Annotated in this window: 21 protein-coding genes and 1 riboswitch; of the genes, 11 read left to right on the top strand and 10 right to left on the bottom strand. The window is 44.2% G+C overall.

The genetic code is table 11. The features are described 5' to 3' along the window. Position 1: 1 nt before the first annotated feature. On the bottom strand, positions 2-793 hold the full coding sequence (gene cmoM, locus KHO06_RS12455) for a tRNA uridine 5-oxyacetic acid(34) methyltransferase CmoM (RefSeq protein ID WP_005426241.1): 792 nt from the start codon (positions 791-793) through the stop codon (positions 2-4). Between the two features lie 113 nt (positions 794-906). Here cmoM and elyC point away from each other — a divergent pair, with 113 nt between their 5' ends. Further along, on the top strand, positions 907-1713 hold the full coding sequence (gene elyC, locus KHO06_RS12460) for an envelope biogenesis factor ElyC (RefSeq protein ID WP_005426158.1): 807 nt from the start codon (positions 907-909) through the stop codon (positions 1711-1713). 107 nt (positions 1714-1820) lie between these two features. Here elyC and torR read toward each other — a convergent pair whose 3' ends face one another. After that, the gene (torR, locus tag KHO06_RS12465) at positions 1821-2534 is read right to left on the bottom strand and encodes a two-component system response regulator TorR (protein WP_005426192.1); all 714 of its coding nucleotides are present in this window, start codon (positions 2532-2534) and stop codon (positions 1821-1823) included. Positions 2535-2767: 233 nt separating this feature from the next. On the opposite strand from torR, the gene torD reads away from it, so the two are divergent. The 5 genes from torD (at position 2768) to KHO06_RS12490 (ending at position 7066) form a co-directional block, all read left to right on the top strand. Continuing rightward, positions 2768-3415 carry a molecular chaperone TorD gene (gene torD, locus KHO06_RS12470; RefSeq protein WP_005426309.1) on the top strand — a complete coding sequence of 216 codons (648 nt, stop codon included), beginning with the start codon at positions 2768-2770 and terminating at the stop codon, positions 3413-3415. Positions 3416-3858: 443 nt separating this feature from the next. Further along, the gene (purR, locus tag KHO06_RS12475) at positions 3859-4863 is read left to right on the top strand and encodes an HTH-type transcriptional repressor PurR (RefSeq protein ID WP_005426185.1); all 1005 of its coding nucleotides are present in this window, start codon (positions 3859-3861) and stop codon (positions 4861-4863) included. Between the two features lie 279 nt (positions 4864-5142). Beyond that, positions 5143-5232: riboswitch (cyclic di-GMP riboswitch) on the top strand. 116 nt (positions 5233-5348) lie between these two features. Next, positions 5349-5939, top strand: coding sequence for a TfoX/Sxy family DNA transformation protein (locus tag KHO06_RS12480; RefSeq protein ID WP_005426274.1), 591 nt, complete (start codon positions 5349-5351; stop codon positions 5937-5939). A gap of 120 nt (positions 5940-6059) precedes the next feature. After that, on the top strand, positions 6060-6749 hold the full coding sequence (locus KHO06_RS12485) for a TVP38/TMEM64 family protein (RefSeq protein WP_005426239.1): 690 nt from the start codon (positions 6060-6062) through the stop codon (positions 6747-6749). Beyond that, positions 6749-7066 carry a DUF2007 domain-containing protein gene (locus tag KHO06_RS12490; RefSeq protein WP_010645812.1) on the top strand — a complete coding sequence of 106 codons (318 nt, stop codon included), beginning with the start codon at positions 6749-6751 and terminating at the stop codon, positions 7064-7066. Before KHO06_RS12485 ends, KHO06_RS12490 begins: the two co-directional genes overlap by 1 nt. Before the next feature lie 37 nt (positions 7067-7103). Here the strand turns inward: KHO06_RS12490 and KHO06_RS12495 are convergent, their stop codons facing one another. The 4 genes from KHO06_RS12495 to topA form a co-directional block, all read right to left on the bottom strand. Beyond that, positions 7104-7907 (bottom strand): alpha/beta hydrolase, encoded by an 804-nt coding sequence (locus KHO06_RS12495; protein ID WP_212581689.1) that lies wholly within the window; start codon positions 7905-7907, stop codon positions 7104-7106. A 123-nt stretch (positions 7908-8030) separates the two neighbouring features. After that, positions 8031-9488, bottom strand: a complete 1458-nt coding sequence (gene glgA, locus KHO06_RS12500; RefSeq protein WP_038889184.1) for a glycogen synthase GlgA — start codon at positions 9486-9488, stop codon at positions 8031-8033. Then, positions 9478-10695 (bottom strand): glucose-1-phosphate adenylyltransferase, encoded by a 1218-nt coding sequence (glgC, locus tag KHO06_RS12505; RefSeq protein WP_005426320.1) that lies wholly within the window; start codon positions 10693-10695, stop codon positions 9478-9480. Before glgC ends, glgA begins: the two co-directional genes overlap by 11 nt. 534 nt (positions 10696-11229) lie before the next feature. Beyond that, a complete protein-coding gene (gene topA, locus KHO06_RS12510; protein ID WP_212581690.1) occupies positions 11230-13860 on the bottom strand; it encodes a type I DNA topoisomerase in 2631 nt (876 codons plus the stop codon). Positions 13861-14611: 751 nt separating this feature from the next. Here topA and KHO06_RS12515 point away from each other — a divergent pair. Further along, the gene (locus KHO06_RS12515; protein WP_005426324.1) at positions 14612-14860 is read left to right on the top strand and encodes a YciN family protein; all 249 of its coding nucleotides are present in this window, start codon (positions 14612-14614) and stop codon (positions 14858-14860) included. Between the two features lie 65 nt (positions 14861-14925). On the opposite strand, the gene aroA is transcribed toward KHO06_RS12515, so the two are convergent. Both aroA and KHO06_RS12525 read right to left on the bottom strand, forming a co-directional pair. Further along, a complete protein-coding gene (gene aroA, locus KHO06_RS12520) occupies positions 14926-16206 on the bottom strand; it encodes a 3-phosphoshikimate 1-carboxyvinyltransferase (protein ID WP_212581691.1) in 1281 nt (426 codons plus the stop codon). A 160-nt stretch (positions 16207-16366) separates the two neighbouring features. Beyond that, positions 16367-16843, bottom strand: a complete 477-nt coding sequence (locus KHO06_RS12525) for a glycine zipper 2TM domain-containing protein (RefSeq protein WP_038889187.1) — start codon at positions 16841-16843, stop codon at positions 16367-16369. Between the two features lie 41 nt (positions 16844-16884). On the opposite strand from KHO06_RS12525, the gene aat reads away from it, so the two are divergent. From aat to infA, 3 genes are all read left to right on the top strand, one after another. Next, the gene (gene aat, locus KHO06_RS12530; RefSeq protein WP_012127426.1) at positions 16885-17595 is read left to right on the top strand and encodes a leucyl/phenylalanyl-tRNA--protein transferase; all 711 of its coding nucleotides are present in this window, start codon (positions 16885-16887) and stop codon (positions 17593-17595) included. After that, entirely contained in the window at positions 17592-18293 is a 702-nt protein-coding gene (locus KHO06_RS12535; protein ID WP_038889188.1) for an arginyltransferase, read from the top strand. Before aat ends, KHO06_RS12535 begins: the two co-directional genes overlap by 4 nt. Before the next feature lie 80 nt (positions 18294-18373). Further along, positions 18374-18592: a translation initiation factor IF-1 gene (gene infA / locus KHO06_RS12540; protein WP_001040192.1), complete on the top strand. Its 219-nt coding sequence runs from the start codon at positions 18374-18376 to the stop codon at positions 18590-18592. Between the two features lie 193 nt (positions 18593-18785). On the opposite strand, the gene clpA is transcribed toward infA, so the two are convergent. Both clpA and clpS read right to left on the bottom strand, forming a co-directional pair. Then, positions 18786-21056: an ATP-dependent Clp protease ATP-binding subunit ClpA gene (gene clpA / locus KHO06_RS12545; RefSeq protein WP_045373188.1), complete on the bottom strand. Its 2271-nt coding sequence runs from the start codon at positions 21054-21056 to the stop codon at positions 18786-18788. A 48-nt stretch (positions 21057-21104) separates the two neighbouring features. Next, positions 21105-21425: an ATP-dependent Clp protease adapter ClpS gene (gene clpS / locus KHO06_RS12550; protein ID WP_005427554.1), complete on the bottom strand. Its 321-nt coding sequence runs from the start codon at positions 21423-21425 to the stop codon at positions 21105-21107. A 710-nt stretch (positions 21426-22135) separates the two neighbouring features. Here clpS and cspD point away from each other — a divergent pair. Next, a complete protein-coding gene (gene cspD, locus KHO06_RS12555; protein ID WP_005427548.1) occupies positions 22136-22354 on the top strand; it encodes a cold shock domain-containing protein CspD in 219 nt (72 codons plus the stop codon). The last annotated feature ends 76 nt before the right edge of the window (positions 22355-22430 follow it).

A 22430-nucleotide genomic window follows, 5' to 3' on the forward strand; every position in this document is an offset into this window, starting at 1 on the left:
GTTATTCCTGTTTATCGTTCTTCTTAGCCCACACATGAATATAGCGGCCTAATGAGAGGTATGGCTCTTGTCGACAAAGTTGTTTTTCTAGCGCCAACACATCTTCAAACTCGTAATCGCCCATGTATTCCATATTGCCTATGTAATCACTGAATGAACGAATACCAGATTTTCCACAAATACTAAAACCAGAATCTTCTATCCATTGATAGACCTCTTCGGGTTTTAGGCCTTTTTGTGGCTGTAGTTTAAATCTTTTTCGGTGAGGCATGCCGTCTAAAACATGAGGAATGTTGCCACAAACCACATTTTTATAGACTAAGCCGTGGTGGTTATAGAACATAACCGAAGCGATGCCCCCCGGCTTGACCTGTTCCAAAACGGTTTCGAGTGCGGTTTTCGGGTCTACCAACCACTCCATGACAGCATGGAACATGACAAGGTCCACCTGCCCTTCCATGTGATCACCAATGGATTGGACAGGCGAATGAATCAGGCGATACTGCTCAAGCAAACCGTTTTTTTCAATATCCTGTTTCGCTAGTTGCAGCATTTCCGAAGATAGATCACATAAAGCGACATGATGTCCGAGCTTAGCAAGCTTTTGCGACATTTGTGCTAAACCACCACCAGCATCAAGGACTTGTAGAGCTTGATGGTCGGCGCCTAATTCACTTAGAATCTGTAGAAAATCTTCCCACACAATGATTTGACGGATCTCCCCTTTATCGGAGCCGTAAATATTTTTTGCAAATTTGTGGGCGATATCGTCGAAATTGCGGTCTTCTGTCACTTCTGCTGGGTTATCATATCGGATTGTGCCGCTATTCTGTCACAAGGAAAGCAGGAATAAAGAGGGTCAACCTCATTTTTATAATCAATTGATGTTTTTCGGACTATTTTCGTATGTTTGAGCTGAAAAAAGTAATGTCTGCCTTGCTTATGCCACTTCCGGCATTGTTAATAATAGGCTTGTTAGGTCTTGCTCTCATTAGTTTTACCACAAAACGTAAAACTGGCTGCTTTGTTGTTCTATTCTCTTTCGTCGGCATTTTTCTTGTTGCCTTCCAACCTGTTTCAACCAAGCTGTTAATGCCTCTTGAGCGCGAGTACAAAGCGTTTTTACCTGTTTCTGGTACCGTTGACTATGTCATGGTGCTTGGTAACGGACATGTGGTGGACAATGAGATCCCACCCACTTCTCAATTAAGTCGCACAGCACTAATGCGACTCACCGAAGGCATTCGTATTTTGCGTATGTACCCAGGTGCAAAACTCATTCTGTCTGGCTACGCTGGCGGCTCTGAAATAAGCCATGCTCGTATGATGGCGAACGTTGCGCTTTCTCTTGGTGTAGCCAAATCCGATATCATTTTGTTGGAAGACGCGAAAGACACCTGGGAAGAAGCACGCCAAGCGGCAGCCTTCGTAAAACAAAAAGATATTGTGTTAGTGACTTCTGCTAGCCACATGAAACGTGCTTTGTATGAGTTCAACGCTGCGGGTATTAAACCAATCCCAGCACCAACGAACTTTATGGCGATTGATGACATCGAGCAGCCATGGCAGAAGTACGCACCAAAAGCACGCTACCTAGAGCAAACCGAACTCTACTGGCATGAATACCTTGGTGGGTTGTGGCAAAAGCTGCGCGACAACGTCGGTCAAACACCAATGGTTGAAATGGAAGATCCTGAAATATTGCAGCCATAGAAACAGCGTTTAATCGCTAGCAAGCTTCTTACGCTAGATTGCGCTACAAAAATGACAGACACAAAAAAGGAGAGCCAGTGCTCTCCTTTTTCTTTACTGCAATGATTTTAGTCACCAGCGAACATGTAGCCTTCACCGTGAACCGTCACAAAGATTTGTGGGTTCTTAGGATCAAACTCCATCTTAGCTCGCATGCGGCGAATCAAAACGTCGATAGTACGATCGTTTGGCGCATCCACTCGGTGGCTAATCATATTCAAAATACGCTCACGGCTAAGTACCTGATTTGGGTACGAAGACAGTGCAACTAACAGCTCATATTCTGCTTTCGTTAGTTTCACTGGCTCACCATTACGGCTTAGAGCACGACGTTGAATATCAAACGTCCACTCACCGAAGCGCACAATGTGTTCTTCATTAGTGTCGCTGGCTGCTTTTTGAGAACCGTTGCGAGCCGCAGAGATGCGCCACAGCAAGTTCTTAACGCGAACCAGTAATTCCCTTAGTTCAAAAGGCTTTGTCACATAATCGTCTGCGCCCATTTCTAGGCCAACGATTTTGTCAATGCTATCCGTGCGTCCTGTCACTAATATGATGCCGATATCTGATTGGCTGCGTAATTCACGCGTAAGCATCAGGCCGTCTTCGCCGGGCAAGTTAATATCCAGCATAATTAAATCTACATCGCCACCTTGCAGCACTTCACGCATCTCTGCGCCACTTTCTGCTTCACTGACTTTGTAGCCTTCGTTTTGGAAATAGCCCGCAAGCTTACTACGAGTTACAACATCATCTTCTACGACTAATACGTGATAGCTCATTTACACCACTTTCTGTCTTTTTTATTATCCAAGACGTATTCTATTCATAACTAGTAACATTTCTAGTCGTAGAACCATTAAAATGCAAGATTTTGCGATTTTATTGATTCAAAGCAAGCTTATTTACGGCCATACATAACTACGAATATTTTCCCACAAAGCATAACAATTATAGTTACTGCTATTCATCTTAATTGTTTACACTTAAGGGAGAATCATTCAGGAGCAAAAAAATGCAAGAAGTGAAAGCTTTTAACGAAAAACGCGCCGAGATCTATTGGTGGTTTTCTAGCCTGTTCGCAAAAGAGCTGACAGAAAACGAATTGGAAACCTACCACAGTGTTGAAATTCGAAGCTTTTTAGCCGGCCTTGGTGAAAATGAATCACTGAAACCAGCCGTTGATACCCTTGTTGATGCACTCAACCGCCTACAAGATCGTGAAGACGCTCAGCTAGAATTAGCTGCAGACTTCTGCGAACTTTTCCTTAAAACAGAAAAACACGGCGCACTGCCTTACGCCTCTATGTACATCGGTAAATCTGGCCTGCTAAATGATAAACCAGCAGAAGAGATGGAAAAGCTGATGGCTGATTTTGGCGTGCAGGTAGACGAAAATCTTAAAGAACCAGCAGACCACTTAGCGGTAGAGCTGGATTTCTTAGGCAACATGATCATTCGCTCAAACGAACTAGAGCAAGAAAAGCATATGGAAGAAGCGTTCGAGAAACAGAACGAATTCATCCAGCAGCACCTTATGACTTGGTTGCCTCAGTTTGCTGCTAAATGTAAGCAATTCGATGAATTTGGCTTCTATGTTAGCGTTGCGCAACTATTAATTGCATTCTGTAAACTGGACAGCACCTACCTTCTTGGTGAATAATTGCCGCCTATTTTAGGGAGCCTGCTATTTAGGCTCCCTATTTTATTCGTTTATTTTTAATCTGGCTCATAGAAACCCAACAAATTTAGCCGTTAAAATGTGACCTCAAAGGCGCAAAACAACCGCTGAAAATATTGCCAGCCTGCCCACATCAGTCTAAAATGTGAGCGCAAACGATTAAATATGATTTATATGTAAACCGCTGAAATATAGCGGTTTTTGTGTTTTCTTAACATGATTGCTGACCTATTTCTCATTTATGTAAGACAGGAATAGGCGTTTCAGCAACAAATGTTGCTACAAACCTTTTTATACCGATTTCGGAACAACCGCTGCCAAATATCTCAGCAATGCCCTTTCTGCAGTTGCTCGGTTTGCGCAAGACCCTAAGCGTATGGTTGTCTTCACTACGGTATTCAGTAGCTCGATACAGGACATCATTTATGGCCACTATTAAAGACGTTGCTCGCTTAGCCGGCGTTTCTACCACAACAGTTTCGCACGTAATTAACAAAACTCGCTTTGTTGCAGAGACCACTCAAGAAAAAGTAATGAAAGCAGTGGATGAGCTCAATTACGCGCCAAGTGCTGTTGCTCGTAGTTTGAAATGCAACTCTACTCGTACTATCGGTATGTTAGTTACTCAATCAACCAACCTATTCTTCTCTGAAGTGATCGATGGTGTTGAAAGCTACTGTTACCGTCAAGGTTACACACTGATCTTATGTAACACTGGTGGTATCTACGAGAAACAACGTGACTACATCCGCATGCTTGCTGAGAAACGCGTAGACGGCATCCTAGTAATGTGTTCTGACCTTACGGAAGAGCTAAAAGAGATGCTTGATCGCCATTCAGACATTCCTAAAGTGGTAATGGACTGGGGCCCAGAAAGCTCACAAGCAGATAAGATCATTGATAACTCAGAAGAAGGCGGTTACATCGCGACGAAATACCTGATCGACAACGGTCATACTGACATCGCATGTTTGAGCGGCCACTTTGAAAAGGCGGCGTGTCAAGAGCGTATCGCAGGCTACCGTCGTGCAATGGCTGAAGCAAATCTTGCAGTAAACGAAGATTGGGTTCTTGAAGGTAACTTCGAGTGTGATACAGCAGTACTTGCTGCAGACAACATCACTGCAATGGAGAAACGCCCAACTGCTGTATTCTGCTTTAACGACACAATGGCGTTAGGTTTGATGAGCCGTCTACAACAAAACGGCATCAAAGTACCAGATGACATCTCCGTTATCGGCTACGACAACATTGAGCTTGCTGAGTACTTCTCACCGCCACTAACGACGATCCACCAACCGAAACGTCGTGTGGGTAAAAACGCGTTTGAAATTCTACTAGAGCGCATCAAAGATAAAGAGCACGAAAAGCGTGTGTTTGAGATGCAGCCAGAGATCGTAGTTCGTAATACAGTTAAGAAATTGAACTAATTTCACCTCAGTTTTTATAAAGCGCTCTTCGGGGCGCTTTTTTATTGCGTAAAATAACTTTTTTGAAACATTCGACATCGCTTATACAATCAAAAGCTAAGATAAGTTGCTGTTTTAACTCACTTGTAGCCCATTTCCTACATCAAGCTTTAGTATGACAAGTAGACAGTCCAAAATATGAAACTAAACACATCAAAATAGCACTATTAACTGAACCAAGATCACACTTTGGTGTTTGAAACGTGATGTTAATTCAATATACGAAGTATTCTCAAATGGTCACGCACAGGGCAAACCATTCGAAAGGGTGGGACGCAAAGCCTCCGGCCTGAACCATCGAACTAGATGGAAGGTAGCGGGGTTACCGATGGCAAATATGCATTAAGTGAGTTTACCCTTTAATGACATTGTGTCTGCATGCATTTGCTAATCTCTCGGACCTGATTTTTGGTGGCGTAATATTAATTACACCGAGATAACACACCATGGATAAACCGATACTCAAAGACTCAATGAAGCTGTTTGAGGCACTTGGTAATATCAAGTCGCGCTCAATGTTTGGCGGCTTCGGGCTCTTCGCTGATGAAACGATGTTTGCGCTAGTCGTAAACAACCAACTTCACATTCGAGCTGACCGACAAACATCTTCTGACTTCGAGACTCAAGGACTAAAACCGTACGTCTACAAGAAACGTGGTTTCCCAGTCGTTACGAAATACTATGCGATTTCTGATGATCTATGGGATTCAACCGATCGCTTGATTGAAGTTGCAAAGCAATCTCTAGAGACCGCTAAGCAAGAGAAAAAGCAACAAGCGAGCACCAAACCTAACCGATTGAAAGACCTTCCGAACCTTCGCCTAGCAACTGAACGTATGTTGAAGAAAGCAGGCATTGACTCTGTCGAGCAGCTAGAAGAAGAAGGTGCCTTAAACGCTTACAAAGCAATCCAAGATACGCATGCCTCAACGGTAAGCCTTGAGTTGTTGTGGGCACTAGAGGGCGCAATCAACGGTACACATTGGAGCGTCGTACCTCAGTCTCGCCGAGAAGAATTGATGAGTGCTCTCCCGTAGCGCGTTCATATCAGTATGACATTGAGTAAAAGCCGCAGTTTTCACGCTGCGGTTTTTTTTTGAAATTTTTTCTTATTCCATTCTGTCTTATTATTTAAGAAGCCAAACGGAGCAATTGATATGAATAAGAAACTGATTTTAGGACTGATCCTAGTCGCGACCATCCTCTTTTTAGGTGTAAATTTTGGCCAATACCTAACCCTAGAAAATGCAAAAGCACAACAAGAGGCGTTAAATAGCTTTATTGACCAAAACTTCATATACGCCGCCGCGACCTATTTCTTTGCTTATATCGCCATTACTGCGTTTTCGATTCCAGGCGCAGCTGTCGTTACCCTGCTCGGTGCTGCCTTGTTTGGTTTTTGGACTAGTTTATTGTTGGTTTCTTTTGCCAGCACCATCGGCGCTACGATTGCTTTCTTGAGTAGCCGTTACCTATTGAGAGAATGGGTACAAAGCAAGTTTGGGAGTAAACTGAGTGCGATTAACCAAGGCGTTGAAAAAGACGGTGCCTTTTACCTGTTTTCTCTGCGCTTGATTCCTGTTTTTCCGTTTTTCCTTATCAACTTATTGATGGGGTTAACACCGATGACCATTGCGCGTTTTTACTTAACCAGCCAAATCGGTATGCTGCCAGGCACTGCCGTGTACTTAAACGCTGGTACTCAGCTCGCCACCATTGATAGCCTATCAGGTATTGTGTCGCCGACCGTATTAGCGTCATTTGCGTTACTTGGTTTGTTCCCAATCATCGCAAAATGGGTTATGAATAAAGTTCGCCCTGCTCAAGTACAAAACGGAAACGCTTAATGAAAATATACGTCGCCAAGAATCCTGCTGAAGCTCATATCGTTTGCGAGCTTCTAAAAACCGAACAGATAGCTTGTGAAGTAAGAGGCGAGGGAATGTTTGGCTTGAAAGGCGAACTGCCATTTGGCGATGATACAGACCCGTATGTTTGGCTTTTACATCCAGAGCAAGAGTTGAAAGCGTCAGCCATTGTTGAAGATTATCGACAACAAGCGGACCGAACTTATCAAGATTGGCAATGCCCACAATGTTCAGAACAAAATGAAGGTCAGTTTGGGGCATGCTGGCAATGTGGATATCAAATAGGGGAGCCATAATGGCTCCCCTACTCTTTGGGTCTGACTGAAAAATCTATTAAGCCGCTAGACTTTGCTGCTTAATGAACTCGATAGAATGCTGGTTAAAGTAGTCTGGTCTTTCCACATTACACACGTGTCCACAATCAGGAATTTCGCGCAAGACGCTGAGCTTGTGTACCGCAACCATCTCTTTCACAGGTTTAATGAACATATAATCTCTGTCCCCCATCAAGTATAGGGTTGGGATTGGAAGCTCACGATCTTTAAAATATCGCATCAACGGGTTCACATCCGCAGCCAAAATAAACCAACGTTTGAATTCTTTCTGGCACAGCTTCTTTGCTTCGCGAATAAATAAATGTCGCGATTCACGTTGGTTCTTCTGTGGCATCACAATGTAAGCAAATAACTTATACAGCCACATGTATGGCAGGATGTGCTTACCGAGGTTACCAAGTCTCACTAGGATTTGAGAGCATGTATTCAAACGTGTCACCGCCCCGCCAAGAACCATAGAGCGTACGCGTTCTGAAGCCAGCTCGGCAAGGTTACGAACAATGATGGTCCCCAGAGACATACCGACAAAGTGCGCGGACTGAATCTTAAGGTGATCTAGGACTTTTAAAATATCTTGGGTGACTGCCGTAAAGGTATAACGGCTTGTCATCAACTCTTTAAGCAGTTGATTGGATTTTCCGTGTCCTCGAAGATCAATCAGCAATAAGTTGAAGTGCTGCTTATAAGCCTTGATCTGTTTAAACCATATCGAAGAACTGCCACCAGCACCATGAACGAAAACGACCCACTCTTTACTAGTAGGGTGTAAATAGGTTTTGTGGAATAAAAGTGGCTGAGTCATGTATCAGTATGAAAAACATTCTTTGTGAACAGGAATAAATAAATCCTAACACACTCTATTAGGACAAGAGTAATAAAGGCACCTAATTCGGTGCCTTTCGTTACACTTTCTAAAAATTTTGCGTCAATTTAACGCAGCTCTATACAGTTGCAAATACTCTTCAGCCGCTTTGCGCCAACAAAAGTCTTTTTGCATAGCATGCAGTTGTACTCGCCTTACTTCGTTCACATTTTGTGCATACAGCAATAATGCTCGTAGCATGGTAAGCAACAATCCTTGTGGCGTCGGCTCATAAAAAACAAAACCCGTTGCGTCTGTTGGATCAACGTCGTAGTCATTCACGCTATCTTTCAAGCCCCCCACCCCACGAACGATAGGCAAAGTGCCATAAGCCATGCTGTAGATTTGGTTCAAACCACAAGGTTCAAACTCAGAAGGCATTAAGAAGAAATCTGAACCGGCCTCAACCAAGTGCGCGAGCTCGTTGTCATAAGCTTCAACAAAAACAAACTTATCCGAAAACTGTGCGGCAACATCTCGTAACTGCGCAGCCAGAATAGGATCGCCAGTACCAACCACAACAAGTTGAACATCGTGTTTTAGAAAATCAGCCAATGCCGGCAACAGATAATGAACCCCTTTTTGCTGTGTCAGGCGGCACACCATACCAAACATGGCACAATCGGACGCTTCAAGACCCAGTTGTTCTTGCAGCGCCTTCTTACATGCGTTTTTACCACGAACCATACTTTGTCGATTCGCTTTGTAGTTTAGCGGTAAACTCGAATCGGTTTCTGGGTTCCAAGTGCCGTAATCGCAGCCATTAAGAATACCAACCAAATCTCCAGCACGTTGCTGAAATTCCCACGCCATACCATGGCTTCCCAGCTCAGTTTTAAGCTCTTCTGCATAAGTTGGACTGACCGCATTGATTTTATCGGCGTTCATCACCCCCGCTTTAAGCATGGTGATGTGCGTAGCGCTTACCGCTGCGTCTGGTACATTTCGGGAATGAAACTCAGGAAGACACTGAACATCGTCATAGCTAAATACCCCTTTAAATACCGCATTATGGATAGAGATAACGCTGCGAGTATTCGCAAAGAAAGCGTCGTGACCGTAACGATGTTTTAGCAAGAATGGGACTAACCCAGTATGCCAATCATTGGCATGTACAATATCTGGTTGAAAACCAAGCTTAGGTAACATATCAAGGCAAGCAGCGCTGAAAAAAGCAAAGCGCTCGCCGTTGTCGGTATAAGCCTGGTTATTTTCCGCATACATGGAAGGACGATTGAAATACGGAGGGCAATCAATCAAGTAAACTGGATTGTCGCCGAGCGTTAGCTTTAGGACACGGTAAGCGGTATGAGGCCAACTCGTTAGCTCTGTCTCAAGAACGGTTTCCGCCTCTGATAACTGCTCAATGCCGGTATAGGCTGGTATAGAAATTCGTACATCTTGCTGAAGATTTTGAAGGGCTTCCGGCAGTGCCTTGGCTACATCAGCCAAGCCACCACTCTTGATCAGTCCTTCGACTTCAGACGCTACAAACAGAACAGACAAATTGTTAGTAGCCAACACGTGCTCCTTTTGGAATTACAACAATGCCATCATCTGACACATGGTAGTGTTTCTTATCTTCTTGTAGATTTACACCAATTTGCGTACCCGGTGCAATATCCGCATCTTTATCTACAATCACGCGACGAAGTACACAACCTTCTCCAACTTTCACGTCACCAAGCAAAATACATTGGCTAATGTCACACGCAGAAGCGATGTTGCTGCGGAAGCCAAGTACCGATTTTTCGATGCGAGAGCCACGCACGTAGCTGCCGTTACATACTAAGCTGTCGATGATCTGAACTCGACCATTGTCAGAGTCCGTAAATGTCGCAGGTGGCAATGGTGGGTAGTAAGTGTGCAGTGGCCATTTGCGGTTGTATAGAGAGAACGCTGCGTCTTTCTCAAGCAGGTCCATATGAGCTTGCCAGTACGCGTCAATCGTACCTACATCGCGCCAGTAAACTTCTTCTTTCTCGCCAGTAATGCGGTTAGTACTGAAGTCGTAAACAAACACATCACCACGTGGGAACATCTTTGGAATGATGTCTTTACCAAAATCGTGAGAAGAAGCTTCATTGTCGGCATCTTCAATCAGCTCAGCAAACAGCGTCTGAGCTTCAAATACGTAGTTCCCCATCGAAACCAGCGCATGTTCTGGGTCGCCAGGAATAGATTTCGGGTTTGCAGGTTTCTCTTCAAAGCCGATCATACGACCTTCGTTATCGACTTCAATAACACCAAATTGAGAAGCTTCAGATAACGGCATTCTAAGCGCTGAAACCGTTAGTGACGCTTCTTTCTCTTGGTGGAAAGCCAACATCTGTTTGATGTCCATTTTATAAATATGGTCTGAACCAAAGATACAAACTTGATCCGGTTCCGCCAATTCCATAAAACGTAGGTTTTGGTAAATAGCATCCGCTGTACCTTCATACCAACGCTTACCTGTACGCATTTGCGCAGGAATTGGGTCGATAAAACGGTCGGTAATGCCGTTGATGTTCCAACCCTTTTTCAAGTGGTGGAATAGAGATTGAGATTTGAATTGAGTAAGAACGTAAATGCGCATGAGATCCGCATTCACAAAGTTATTCAGAGCGAAATCAATAAGTCGGTAGCTCCCGCCAAAAGGGACCGAAGGTTTACTGCGGGATTCCGTTAAAGGTCTCAAGCGAGAGCCTTCACCGCCAGCAAGAATCATTCCCAAAACACCAGCCATTCGTTGTTCTCCATATATAGTTATAGCTTGGAACTGGTACTCGCTTGATATGAGCAGAACTCGGGGAGTCAAGCGAATACGTTAATACATTCGCACTGACAAGTTTCTTTGAACCCTCACAGCACGAACTAAAAAAGCTATTGCACATCCTCGTACGCCAGCACCTTAGTTATTCTTTATTTTTGGCGCTAAATAACAGCATACAGTTGCATTATTTGTGTAATAAGTTATCGGACTGGAACTAAATTACAATTTAAAATATGCCATTCCGTGTCATATACAGATGTTGCTTACTCAATACGGTATCTTGATCACACATCAGGGCGCAAACGATTACATTGTGAAAACAATTTACAAACCGATTAACTACACAAGTGCAGTTTTGCGACAGGATACGATGAAACTATGACCGTTCGATGAAAACAAAATGGAGAAAACTTGAAGGGAAAAGCATTGATGAAATGAATGATTTATAAAGTAGCAGATAAAAAATAAGGCAGCGAAATCGCTGCCTTATCCATTTAAACTTGATGTTTAAGCTTTTGCTTTTTTGCGCTTATCTGTGATTTCCCACTTACCGTCAACAAACAACGCAGTCCAACCACTTGGTTTGCCATTGTCTTCAGTACGCACGTAGTTTTCTTTGCTCTTACGGCTAAAGCGAACGACTGCAGGGCGACCATCTGGATCCGCTGCTGGCGCTGTCGTTAGGTACTTAAACTTCTCTGGAAGACGCTCTTCGAAGCGAGCAAGTTCTGACACCAACGGGGCACGAGTTTCACGTGATTTAGGGAAGTTGCTTGCCGCCATAAATAGGCCAGAAGCCCCATCACGCAGAACAAAGTAAGCGTCCGAGTTTTCACATGGCAGTTCAGGGAAATGAACTGGATCTTCTTTCGGAGGCGCAACTTCGCCATTCTTCAGAATCTTACGAGTGTTCTTACACGTCTCACTCGTACAGTCCATGTATTTACCGAAGCGACCGTTTTTAAGCACCATGTCAGAACCACACTTGTCACACTCAACAACTGGGCCATCGTAGCCTTTCACTTTGAACTCGCCGTGTTCAACGATGTAGCCTTCACAGTTCGGGTTGTTACCACAAACGTGCATCTTACGCTTATCGTCGATCAAGTACGCATCCATCGCCGTTTCACAGATAGGACAACGCTTCTTCGCACGCAGTGCTGCAGTTTCCACATCTTCTTCTAGAACATTGATAATGCCATCTTCGTCACCCAAGTTAATCGTTGTCTTACAACGCTCTTTAGGTGGTAATGCGTAACCAGAACAGCCAAGGAATACACCGGTAGATGCAGTACGAATACCCATTGGACGGCTACAAGTCGGACATTCGATGTCTGTCATCACGATGTGATTCAGCTTCATGCCGCCTTCGTTTTCGTCCTGTTCCGCTTTCTCAAGATCGCCAGTGAAGTCTGTGAAGAAGTTGTCTAGGACATCTTTCCACATCACATCGCCTTCTGCGATTTGGTCAAGCTTCTGTTCCATACGAGCCGTGAAGTCGTAGTTCATTAGGTCGTTAAAGCTGTCATCTAGGCGGTCAGTAACGATCTCACCCATCTTCTCTGCATAGAAACGACGCTGTTCAACTTTCACGTAGCCGCGATCTTGGATCGTAGAGATGATTGAAGCGTAAGTTGAAGGACGACCAATGCCGCGCTTCTCAAGCTCTTTAACCAATGCCGCTTCTGTGAAACGTGCAGGTGGCTTAGTAAAGTGCTGTTTAGGCTCTAATGACTCTAGGTCTAGCTTTTCGCCTAGCTGAACAGCTGGAAGAATCGTATCTTCGTTTTTACCCATTGGGCGTTGTACGCGAGTCCAACCGTCAAACTTAAGGATACGGCCTTTCGCTTTTAGCGTGTATTCTGCCGCTTTCACACTGATTGTTGTTGAATCGTATTCTGCTGGCGTCATTTGACAAGCAACGAACTGATTCCAGATCAATGAGTAAAGTTTGTGTGCGTCCGCATCAACACCTTGTAGATCTTCTGATTTCACAGAAACATCGGAAGGACGAATCGCTTCGTGCGCTTCTTGTGCGCCCTCTTTGCTACCGTATGTTAGCGGTTTAGCAGGAAGGTACTTGTCACCATACTCAGAGCCGATGAATCCACGAACCGCATCTACAGCTTCCGCACTCAAGTTAGTTGAGTCGGTACGCATATAGGTGATGTAACCCGCTTCATACAAACGTTGAGCGAGCATCATTGTCTTCTTAACGCCGTAGCCAAGACGAGTACTTGCCGCTTGTTGCAGTGTTGAAGTGATGTAAGGAGCAGACGGCTTACTCTTTGTTGGGCGGTCTTCACGCTTACAAACTTCGTAGCTCGCTTTTTCCAGTACCGAAAGCGCTGCTTTGGTCTCTGCCTCGTTGACTGGCTTAAACGCAACGCCATCTTTTTGTGCAACAAGCAATTTGAATGCGGTCTTGTCTTTGGTGTTCGTATTCGCGTTGATATCCCAGAACTCTTCTGGAATGAAAGCGTTGATTTCACGCTCACGCTCAACCAATAGCTTCACCGCTACTGATTGTACGCGACCTGCTGAAAGACCACGCGCAACTTTCTTCCATAGCAATGGAGAAACCATGAAACCTACTACTCGGTCCATGAATCGACGTGCTTGCTGTGCGTTAACACCGTCCATGTTTAGCTCGCCAGGTGTCTGGAAAGCTTGTTGGATAGCATTCTTAGTGATCTCGTTAAACACCACGCGCTTGTATCGCTCTTCATCGCCACCGATGATCTCACGAAGGTGCCATGCGATTGCTTCCCCTTCGCGGTCCAAATCGGTTGCGAGGTAAACGTAATCAGCGTCTTTGGCTAATTTTTGCAGTTCGCTTACGACTTTTTCTTTGCCTGGAAGGATTTGGTAATTCGCATCCCAGTCATGATATGGGTTAATCCCCATTTTTTTGATTAGCGCTTTGCGGTCTTTTTCTTTTTTGACACGCGCTTTCTCTTCCGGGCTCATTCCTTTTGTAGAAATGGCAGCGGCTTTTTTCTCACCAGTGCTTTGACCGGCCGTAGGCAGATCACGCACGTGACCAACACTAGACTTAACAATAAAGTCTTTACCAAGATATTTATTTATCGTCTTAGCCTTGGCTGGTGACTCCACTATAACGAGCGATTTACCCATAACTGACTCTAACGTCCTTCATAATAATGCGGGTAACTGCCCCCTAAGGAAGCTACCCGCATAATGTTCTATTTCATTGCTTCTTTTTTTACTATTGTGCGAGATGAAAAGAAGATCAACTGCTTTTTTGAAATTCAGATCCGATTGGTTGACAATTCATCGCCTTTGCACTTTGACGAGGCAGGGTTCTGAAAAAGGTCTTGAGCGGCATATACTAAGCAGGCAAAGATTCCTCTCGCTAGTCGAATTCAATAAATTTTGTCTCACATCACAAAATATTTTTTCTTTCGCGATCAGAACGTAACCTTAGGTTAGACCGTGAAATAGCCACTGCATGCGTATACCCAAGTAACCTCGAGATGCTAGGTTCAGCGAGAATGACTTGGTTTGTAGACGCGGCGGCGATTTAAAGATCTAGTCATTCTAAATCAAGAATCGGCAACAAAGTATACAAGCCAAGGCAGCTCGCCCTTTGGGAGCGTGTCATTGACCCGATTGCTGCGTCAAACAACATGGAAACAGCTAGCTATTACACTGCGTTGTTTTCCTTACTCTCGAATCAATGACAACGCTCTGAATCCTGCATCTTGAAGTCACTTGGGTATATACCAATAACGCCTACTATTTCCTCTATATAAATGTATATCGGTATATAAAGCGTAAACACGCAATCAGAGATTTAGGCATGCAAACCCATGACAATTGTGGGTATACTGCACTCACTTAAGTTTCATTGAATGACGAGAGCGTTATGTCTGATAGAAAATACATTGAAGAATTCGACCTTCTTTTAATCGCAAACCAAATCATCCAAGAACACGATGACTACATCGATGGTATGCGTGCGACGAGCGTAGAAGAAAAAGACGATGTATTGGTATTTAAAGGTGAGTACTTCCTCGATGAGAAAGGTCTACCGACCACTAATACAACAGCAGTATTCAATATGTTTAAGTACCTAGCGCACCACCTTTCAAAAGAGTTCACATTGAACAAGTAAGCGCTTCAAATTCAATAAAAAAGCCAGAGTTCTCACTCTGGCTTTTCTCTTTCATATAAGACGAATTAACAGCTCAACGCTTTCAACTTATCGAAGTAATCCGGGAACGTCTTGGACGTACACTTAGGATCGTTAATCGTCACAGGCGTGTCGCTTAGCGCTACCAGCGAGAAACACATCGCCATGCGGTGATCGTCGTATGTATCAATCGCAGCGTGCGTAAGCTGTGGTACAGGCTTCACAATGATGTAATCTTCGCCCTCTTCCACTTCTGCGCCAACTTTGCGTAGCTCAGTCGCCATAGCGGATAGACGGTCAGTCTCTTTTACACGCCAGTTGTACACGTTGCGAATCGCCGTTGTGCCTTCGGCAAACAGTGCTGTTGTCGCAATGGTCATCGCCGCATCTGGAATATGGTTGTAGTCCATATCGATGCCTTTCAGCTGACCGACACGAGAGATAACGTAATCATCACCCCATTCGATCTCTGCACCCATTTTTTCAAGCGCATCAGCGAATTGGATATCACCTTGGATACTGTTTTTACCAATACCAGTGACTTTCACTTCACCACCTTTGATGGCTGCTGCCGCCAAGAAGTAAGAAGCAGATGATGCATCACCTTCAACCAAGAAGTCACCCGGAGCGACGTACTGTTGACCCGCAGGAATCACAAATTCTTGGTAATCGTTGTTGATCACATCCACACCAAACTGTTTCATGATGTGCAGCGTGATATCAATGTATGGTTTTGAAACCAGTTCACCTTCGATGTTGATGCGAATGCCACCTTCTGCCAACGGCGCCGACATCAAAAATGCCGTCAGGAATTGGCTAGAAATCGAACCATCAATCGATACAGAGCCCGACTTAAGTCCAGTACCTACGATTTTTAGTGGTGGGTAGTTTTCATTTTCCAGATACGTTACGTCCGCGCCAGCCGCTTTTAGGGCCGTGACTAAGTGACCAATTGGGCGTTCCTTCATTCTAGGTTCGCCAGTCAGAACGTATTCACCTTCGCCTAAGCATAGGGCTGCAGCAAGTGGACGCATTGCTGTACCTGCATTGCCTAAAAAGAGCTCTACAGGTTCAGAGACAGAAAATGGGCGACCAAGACCTTCTACGACACACTCCGTTTTGTCCTCAGACAATTGGTACTGAACACCGAGTTTAGTCAGAGCGTTCAACATGTGGCGAATATCATCACTGTCGAGAAGGTTGGTCAAACGAGTCGTACCTTTTGCTAGTGCAGCAAGCAGTAACGCTCGATTGGAAACGCTTTTTGATCCAGGAAGGTTCACTTCCCCTTGAATTTTATTGATAGGTTGTAACGTTAGGCTTTCCATTAAAAGTTGATAATCCTTTGTGCCCTCACTTCAAGGTTTTTGAGAGCTAAACAATTCTTCGTGATTTCAGACTAACGAAAAAACCACCACAAAACCAGAGTAAATCCATGCTAATTTTTGAATAATTAGTCAGCTTAGGTTTTGCAGTGCAAACGTTGGCTTAATAAGCGATATCAACCCTTACACCATCATCAAAATACAGGATGCGCACCTCATCACCTCGATTAAACAACATGCTGTTATCAACATCTTGAATGACGTTGATCAGTTTGTTGCCATCAACCTTGATCAATAGCTCAACGAGTTTGTATTCAACCGTGTATTCATAATTGCTGCGATTTCTCACCACCGCCGCACCAGCCAATGCACCAACAGCCGTCGCCACTTCTTTCCCCGTGCCACCACCAAATTGATTGCCGACTAAACCACCGATCGTCGCCCCTAGTAAGGTCTCCCATCCGTTGCTTTGAGATTGCTTCACCTCTTGCTGTGTAATGTATCGCACCGAATCGACTTTGCCATACACCACTTGGTTAACTGGCTTTGCTACATTTCTTTCATAGGCTGCATTGGCGAAAAATGGCAAAAACAGTATGATCCATGCCCATCGTTTTATATTAAGTGTTACTCCGCTCATAATAAGCTCCTATAGGCTCTGATGTTGGTAAAGTTTTCTTTATGGCTATCTATTTAACTGAACTTGGTGATTCACATTCTTTTCCGTCGCCATACGACGCATTGAATGACCCAAATGGCTTGCTGGCTTTTGGCGGCGATCTTAACCCTGATCGCATTCTAAACGGCTATCATCAGGGCATTTTCCCTTGGTATGGGCCGGGAGAGCCGATTCTATGGTGGAGCCCATCTCCACGAGCCGTTTTTGACCCTTTGGCATTTAAGCCTTCCAAAAGCTTGAAAAAGTTTCAACGTAAACAACAGTATAAAGTAACGCTAAACAATGCAACCGAACGCGTAATTCAATTATGCTCTTCAACTCGCTCAGCAGAAGAAACTTGGCTCAATGAAGAGATGCAGACATCATACATTGAGCTTGCAAGACGCGGACACTGCCACTCAGTAGAAGTATGGCACGATGAGAAGTTAATTGGCGGCTTGTACGGCATTAGCGTCGGCCAACTTTTTTGTGGTGAGTCGATGTTTAGCCTTAAAGACAACGCGTCGAAAATCGCATTGTGGTATCTATGCGAGCACTTGGCGTCAAACCAAGGTCAATTAATTGATTGCCAAGTAATGAATCCGCATCTAGCCTCACTTGGCGCGTTTGAGCTGGAGCGTGACGACTTTGTACAAAAACTACTATCTTTAAGAGACAGGAACATTAATTTGGGTACGTTTGAACCACAGGTTTTGCAAGGCGCAGTATCATGAGCACAGATCTCCAGCACATTCGTATCGGATTAACTAATAACCATCCATGCAGTTACCTACCTGAACGTGAAGAGCGAGTGGCTGTCGCGCTAGACGAAAACTTACATACAGAAGACAACTATCAAGTTTTGATGGCCAACGGTTTTCGACGCAGCGGCGATACTATTTATAAGCCTCACTGTCAGCACTGCAACGCATGTCAACCTATACGAATTGCGGTACCTGACTTCATCCCTTCAAAAAGCCAAAAGCGTTTGCAGAGCAAAGGAAAGGCGTTACATTGGGAGATGAAACCTGAGCTCGATCCAAATTGGTTTGACCTTTACAGTCGCTATATCTGTGAGCGACACAAAGACGGCACTATGTTCCCACCAAGAGAGGATGAGTTTGCTCGGTTCGCGCAAACAACTTGGTTGACCACTGGGTTTCTTCATATTTATGACGAGAGTGATCGACTTCTCGCGGTCGCCGTTACCGATATAATGGATAAATGTGCAAGTGCGTTTTATACCTTCTTCGATCCGGACTATCCTTTATCTCTCGGGACGTTAGGGGTACTTTTCCAGCTCGAATATTGCCAACGAGAGAATAAACATTGGCTATATTTGGGTTATCAGATCGATGAATGTCCAGCGATGAACTACAAAACTCGCTTTCAACGACACCAAAGGCTAGTAAATCAGCGTTGGCAAGGGTAGAATACGCCCCAACTTTACATAATTACTGTTTAGCGGCAAAATAAGCGCGCTAATACCGCCTAATTTCTAAAGAGGATTAAATGGCTAAAGAAGACGTAATTGAGATGCAAGGCACTGTGCTTGACACTCTACCAAACACTATGTTCCGCGTTGAACTTGAAAACGGTCACGTTGTGACTGCACACATCTCTGGCAAGATGCGTAAGAACTACATCCGTATCCTTACTGGTGATAAAGTAACTGTAGAGATGACTCCATACGACCTTTCTAAAGGCCGCATCGTCTTCCGTGCTCGTTAATCTCTGATTTTCGAATACAATAAAAAACGGAGCTCAAGGCTCCGTTTTTTATTGTCTGTTTTTGCTCTCAATACCAAGCTTACTTTTGGGAGTTTCAATACACTCCACAGGCTCAGGCTTGCTCCATTCTTGCAGACACAAAAAAAAAGCGCACGCCTAGGCGCACGCTTTTAAAATAGATTTCAACAAAGAATTAGTGAAGTGCTGCTTCTTTCTCGCTTAGGTATTCAAACTTAAGCTCGTCTTTCACTAGCGTTACCTTCACTGTACCACCGTCAACCAATGAGCCGAACAGAAGTTCATTGGCCAAAGGTTTCTTAAGTTGCTCTTGGATAACACGTCCCATTGGACGCGCGCCCATCGCTTTGTCGTAACCTTTGTGTGCCAACCAATGACGAGCATCCTGCGACACTTCCATTGATACGCCACGAGCATCCAATTGAACTTGAAGCTCCACGATGAACTTGTCAACCACTTGGTGGATCACCGCTTCATCTAGGCTATTGAACCAAATGATATTATCTAGACGGTTACGGAATTCTGGTGTGAACACCTTCTTGATTTCCGCCATCGCATCATGACTATTATCTTGTTGGATAAGACCGATAGATTTCTTCTCAGTCTCAGCCACACCGGCGTTGGTTGTCATAACAAGAATGACATTACGGAAGTCAGCTTTACGACCATTGTTATCTGTTAGCGTACCGTTATCCATCACTTGCAGTAGCAAGTTAAAGATATCTGGGTGTGCTTTCTCGATTTCATCAAGCAGAACTACTGAGTGTGGATGCTTAAGCACAGCGTCAGTCAACAGACCACCTTGGTCATAGCCCACGTAGCCAGGAGGCGCACCGATTAGGCGGCTGACTGAATGACGTTCGCCGTACTCCGACATATCGAAGCGCAGAAGCTCGATACCAAGCAACTTAGAAAGCTGAACCGTAACTTCTGTTTTACCAACCCCTGTAGGGCCCGCAAACAAGAATGAACCAACTGGTTTGTTATCCACGCCAAGACCTGCACGAGATAACTTGATGGCTTCAGATAGCGCATCAATCGCCGTGTCTTGACCGAACACAAGCATCTTCATCTTATCATCCAGATTCTTCAGAATGTCTTTGTCTGAAGACGACACTGATTTCTCTGGAATACGAGCCATTTTCGCAACCATCGCTTCGATGTCTGCTACGCCGACCGTTTTCTTACGACGACTTGCTGGTGCTAGACGACTACGTGCACCCGCCTCATCAATCACATCAATGGCTTTATCTGGTAGATGACGTTCGTTAATGTACTTCGCCGATAGCTCTACAGCAGCACGCAATGCTTTGTTGGTGTAACGCACTTCGTGGTGAGCTTCGTACTTAGGCTTAAGGCCAATCAAAATCTTCGTAGTATCATCCAGAGAAGGCTCTACTACATCGATCTTTTGGAAGCGACGAGATAGCGCGCGTTCTTTCTCAAAAATGTTGCTGTACTCTTGGTACGTCGTTGAACCGATACAACGCAACTTACCGCTACTCAGTAGAGGTTTGATCAGGTTAGCAGCGTCAACTTGACCGCCAGAAGCTGCACCCGCACCGATGATGGTATGAATTTCATCAATGAACAGAATCGCATCTTCTTCTTTCTCAAGCTGCTTCAAAACTGACTTAAAGCGTTTCTCAAAATCACCACGGTATTTAGTGCCAGCCAGTAGAGAACCAATATCTAAGGAATAAATCACACTATTTTGAATCACTTCAGGCACTTGGCCTTCTACAATTCTCCACGCAAGACCTTCCGCGATAGCCGTTTTACCTACGCCAGCTTCACCCACAAGTAATGGGTTGTTCTTACGACGACGGCACAGCACTTGAATCGTGCGCTCAAGCTCTTTGTCACGGCCAATCAATGGGTCGATATTACCCGCTTTCGCAACTTGGTTTAGGTTCGTTGCAAAGCTTTCCAGACGCTCTTCTGGGTTGGTTTCTTCAGGTGCTTCTGAGCCAAACGAATCAGATGAAGAAGAATCTTCATTTGAACCCGATGCTTTAGTGATGCCGTGAGAAATAAAGTTAACAATGTCCAAACGAGAGATATCGTTCTTTTTAAGTAGGTAAGCAGCGTGAGACTCTTGCTCACTGAAAATAGCAACGAGGACGTTTGCCCCAGTCACTTCACTGCGGCCAGACGACTGAACATGGAAGACGGCGCGTTGAAGTACACGCTGGAAACTCAATGTCGGCTGGGTTTCGCGCGTCTCATCACTTTCTGGGATGAGCGGCGTTGTTTGGTCGATAAAAATATCGAGTTCATTTCGCAAAGCATCAAGGTCCGCTTTGCAGGCTAAAAGGGCTTCCTTAGCTGCATCATTTTCTAATAATGCAAGTAGGAGGTGTTCGACAGTCATGAACTCGTGGCGTTTATCACGTGCACGAGCGAATGCACCGTTAAGGCTTGACTCTAGTTCTTTATTTAGCATAAGTACCTCCCGAAAGAACAACTTGGGTTGCTCGAGCAAGTCTTCTTATTACGCTTGCTCCATAGTACATAGTAGCGGATGCTCATTTTCCCTTGAGTACATCGTCACTTGCGCTACTTTTGTTTCAGCAATTTCTGCACTGTATGTGCCACAAATTGCCTTTCCTTCATAGTGAATCTTGAGCATGATTTGCGTTGCTTTATCAATATCGTGTGAGAAGAATCGCTCAAGTACCTCTATGACGAAATCCATAGGTGTGTAGTCATCATTGTTGAGTACAACGTTATATAGCTTTGGTGGCTGAACTTTTGTACTTTCTCTCTCCAGAAGATCAGAGTCTGGAGTCACCCATTCAAAATTTTTACTCATGGCAATTCAAAGATATCGTATCAAAGGGTTGATGTTTTCGACCTATAAAAACAATCTACCATAAGCATACCATGCGGTGTAGTGAGATATGGCACCTAATTCGAATTTGATAGATAAAATTTGCGTCCTCATATAGAGACTAATGCACCTCCGGCAGGCGCGCAAATAAAAGATTTTTATCACTGAGGCGCGATATTTTTGCCGTTAGATTCACAAATATTCGACACACTTCATCTTCTATAACTACCCTCTCATATTCTGCCAAGATCACAGTTACAGGGAAAAAACACTAAATATCACGAAAACCGTACTTTTTATTCATTCAGTAGAATCTTCTAATGTACTCTTCTCATCTAGTATTCATTTTCCTTATATCAGAACCTTACAGAGATTTTCACTAAACTTCGGCAAACAACCATAAATTACTTTGCAAAGTTGTTAATCTCAAAAGTGATTTGTTTTCAAATATGTTTCTGATTGTTGTCTTTCACTATTGACTGTCGAGATTCATTGACTACAGTGGAATGTGTTGATGCATAAATCCTCATTCTGGGTTTGTTGGTTTTCTAACACCCTGATGAATATGGATATGCTCACTCGACGTGTGTTAGCAATTACGAACAAAGCAACGGCTAACAATGAGGCCAAGCTAAAGGGATAGCTTGGAGAAGTAACAACATCAGTAAAAAATGCATGAGGGATGTAAAAGCATGGCTACAGGTACAGTAAAGTGGTTTAACAATGCCAAGGGATTTGGGTTTATTTGTTCAGACGAAGAGGAAGGAGACATTTTCGCCCACTACTCAACTATCCAAATGGACGGTTATCGTACACTGAAAGCAGGCCAACAAGTCTCATACGAGATTGAAAAAGGTCCAAAAGGTTCACACGCAAGTAGCGTAGTGCCAATAGAAGGCCAAGCCAAATAAATCGAGCGCTGTCGGAAAGACAAACCATTTGCTCTCGTGAAAGCACAAATTATCTGTTTTCATGAAGAGAAAAATA

The organism is Vibrio sp. B1FIG11 (assembly GCF_905175335.1).
GTDB classification, from domain to species: domain Bacteria; phylum Pseudomonadota; class Gammaproteobacteria; order Enterobacterales; family Vibrionaceae; genus Vibrio; species Vibrio campbellii.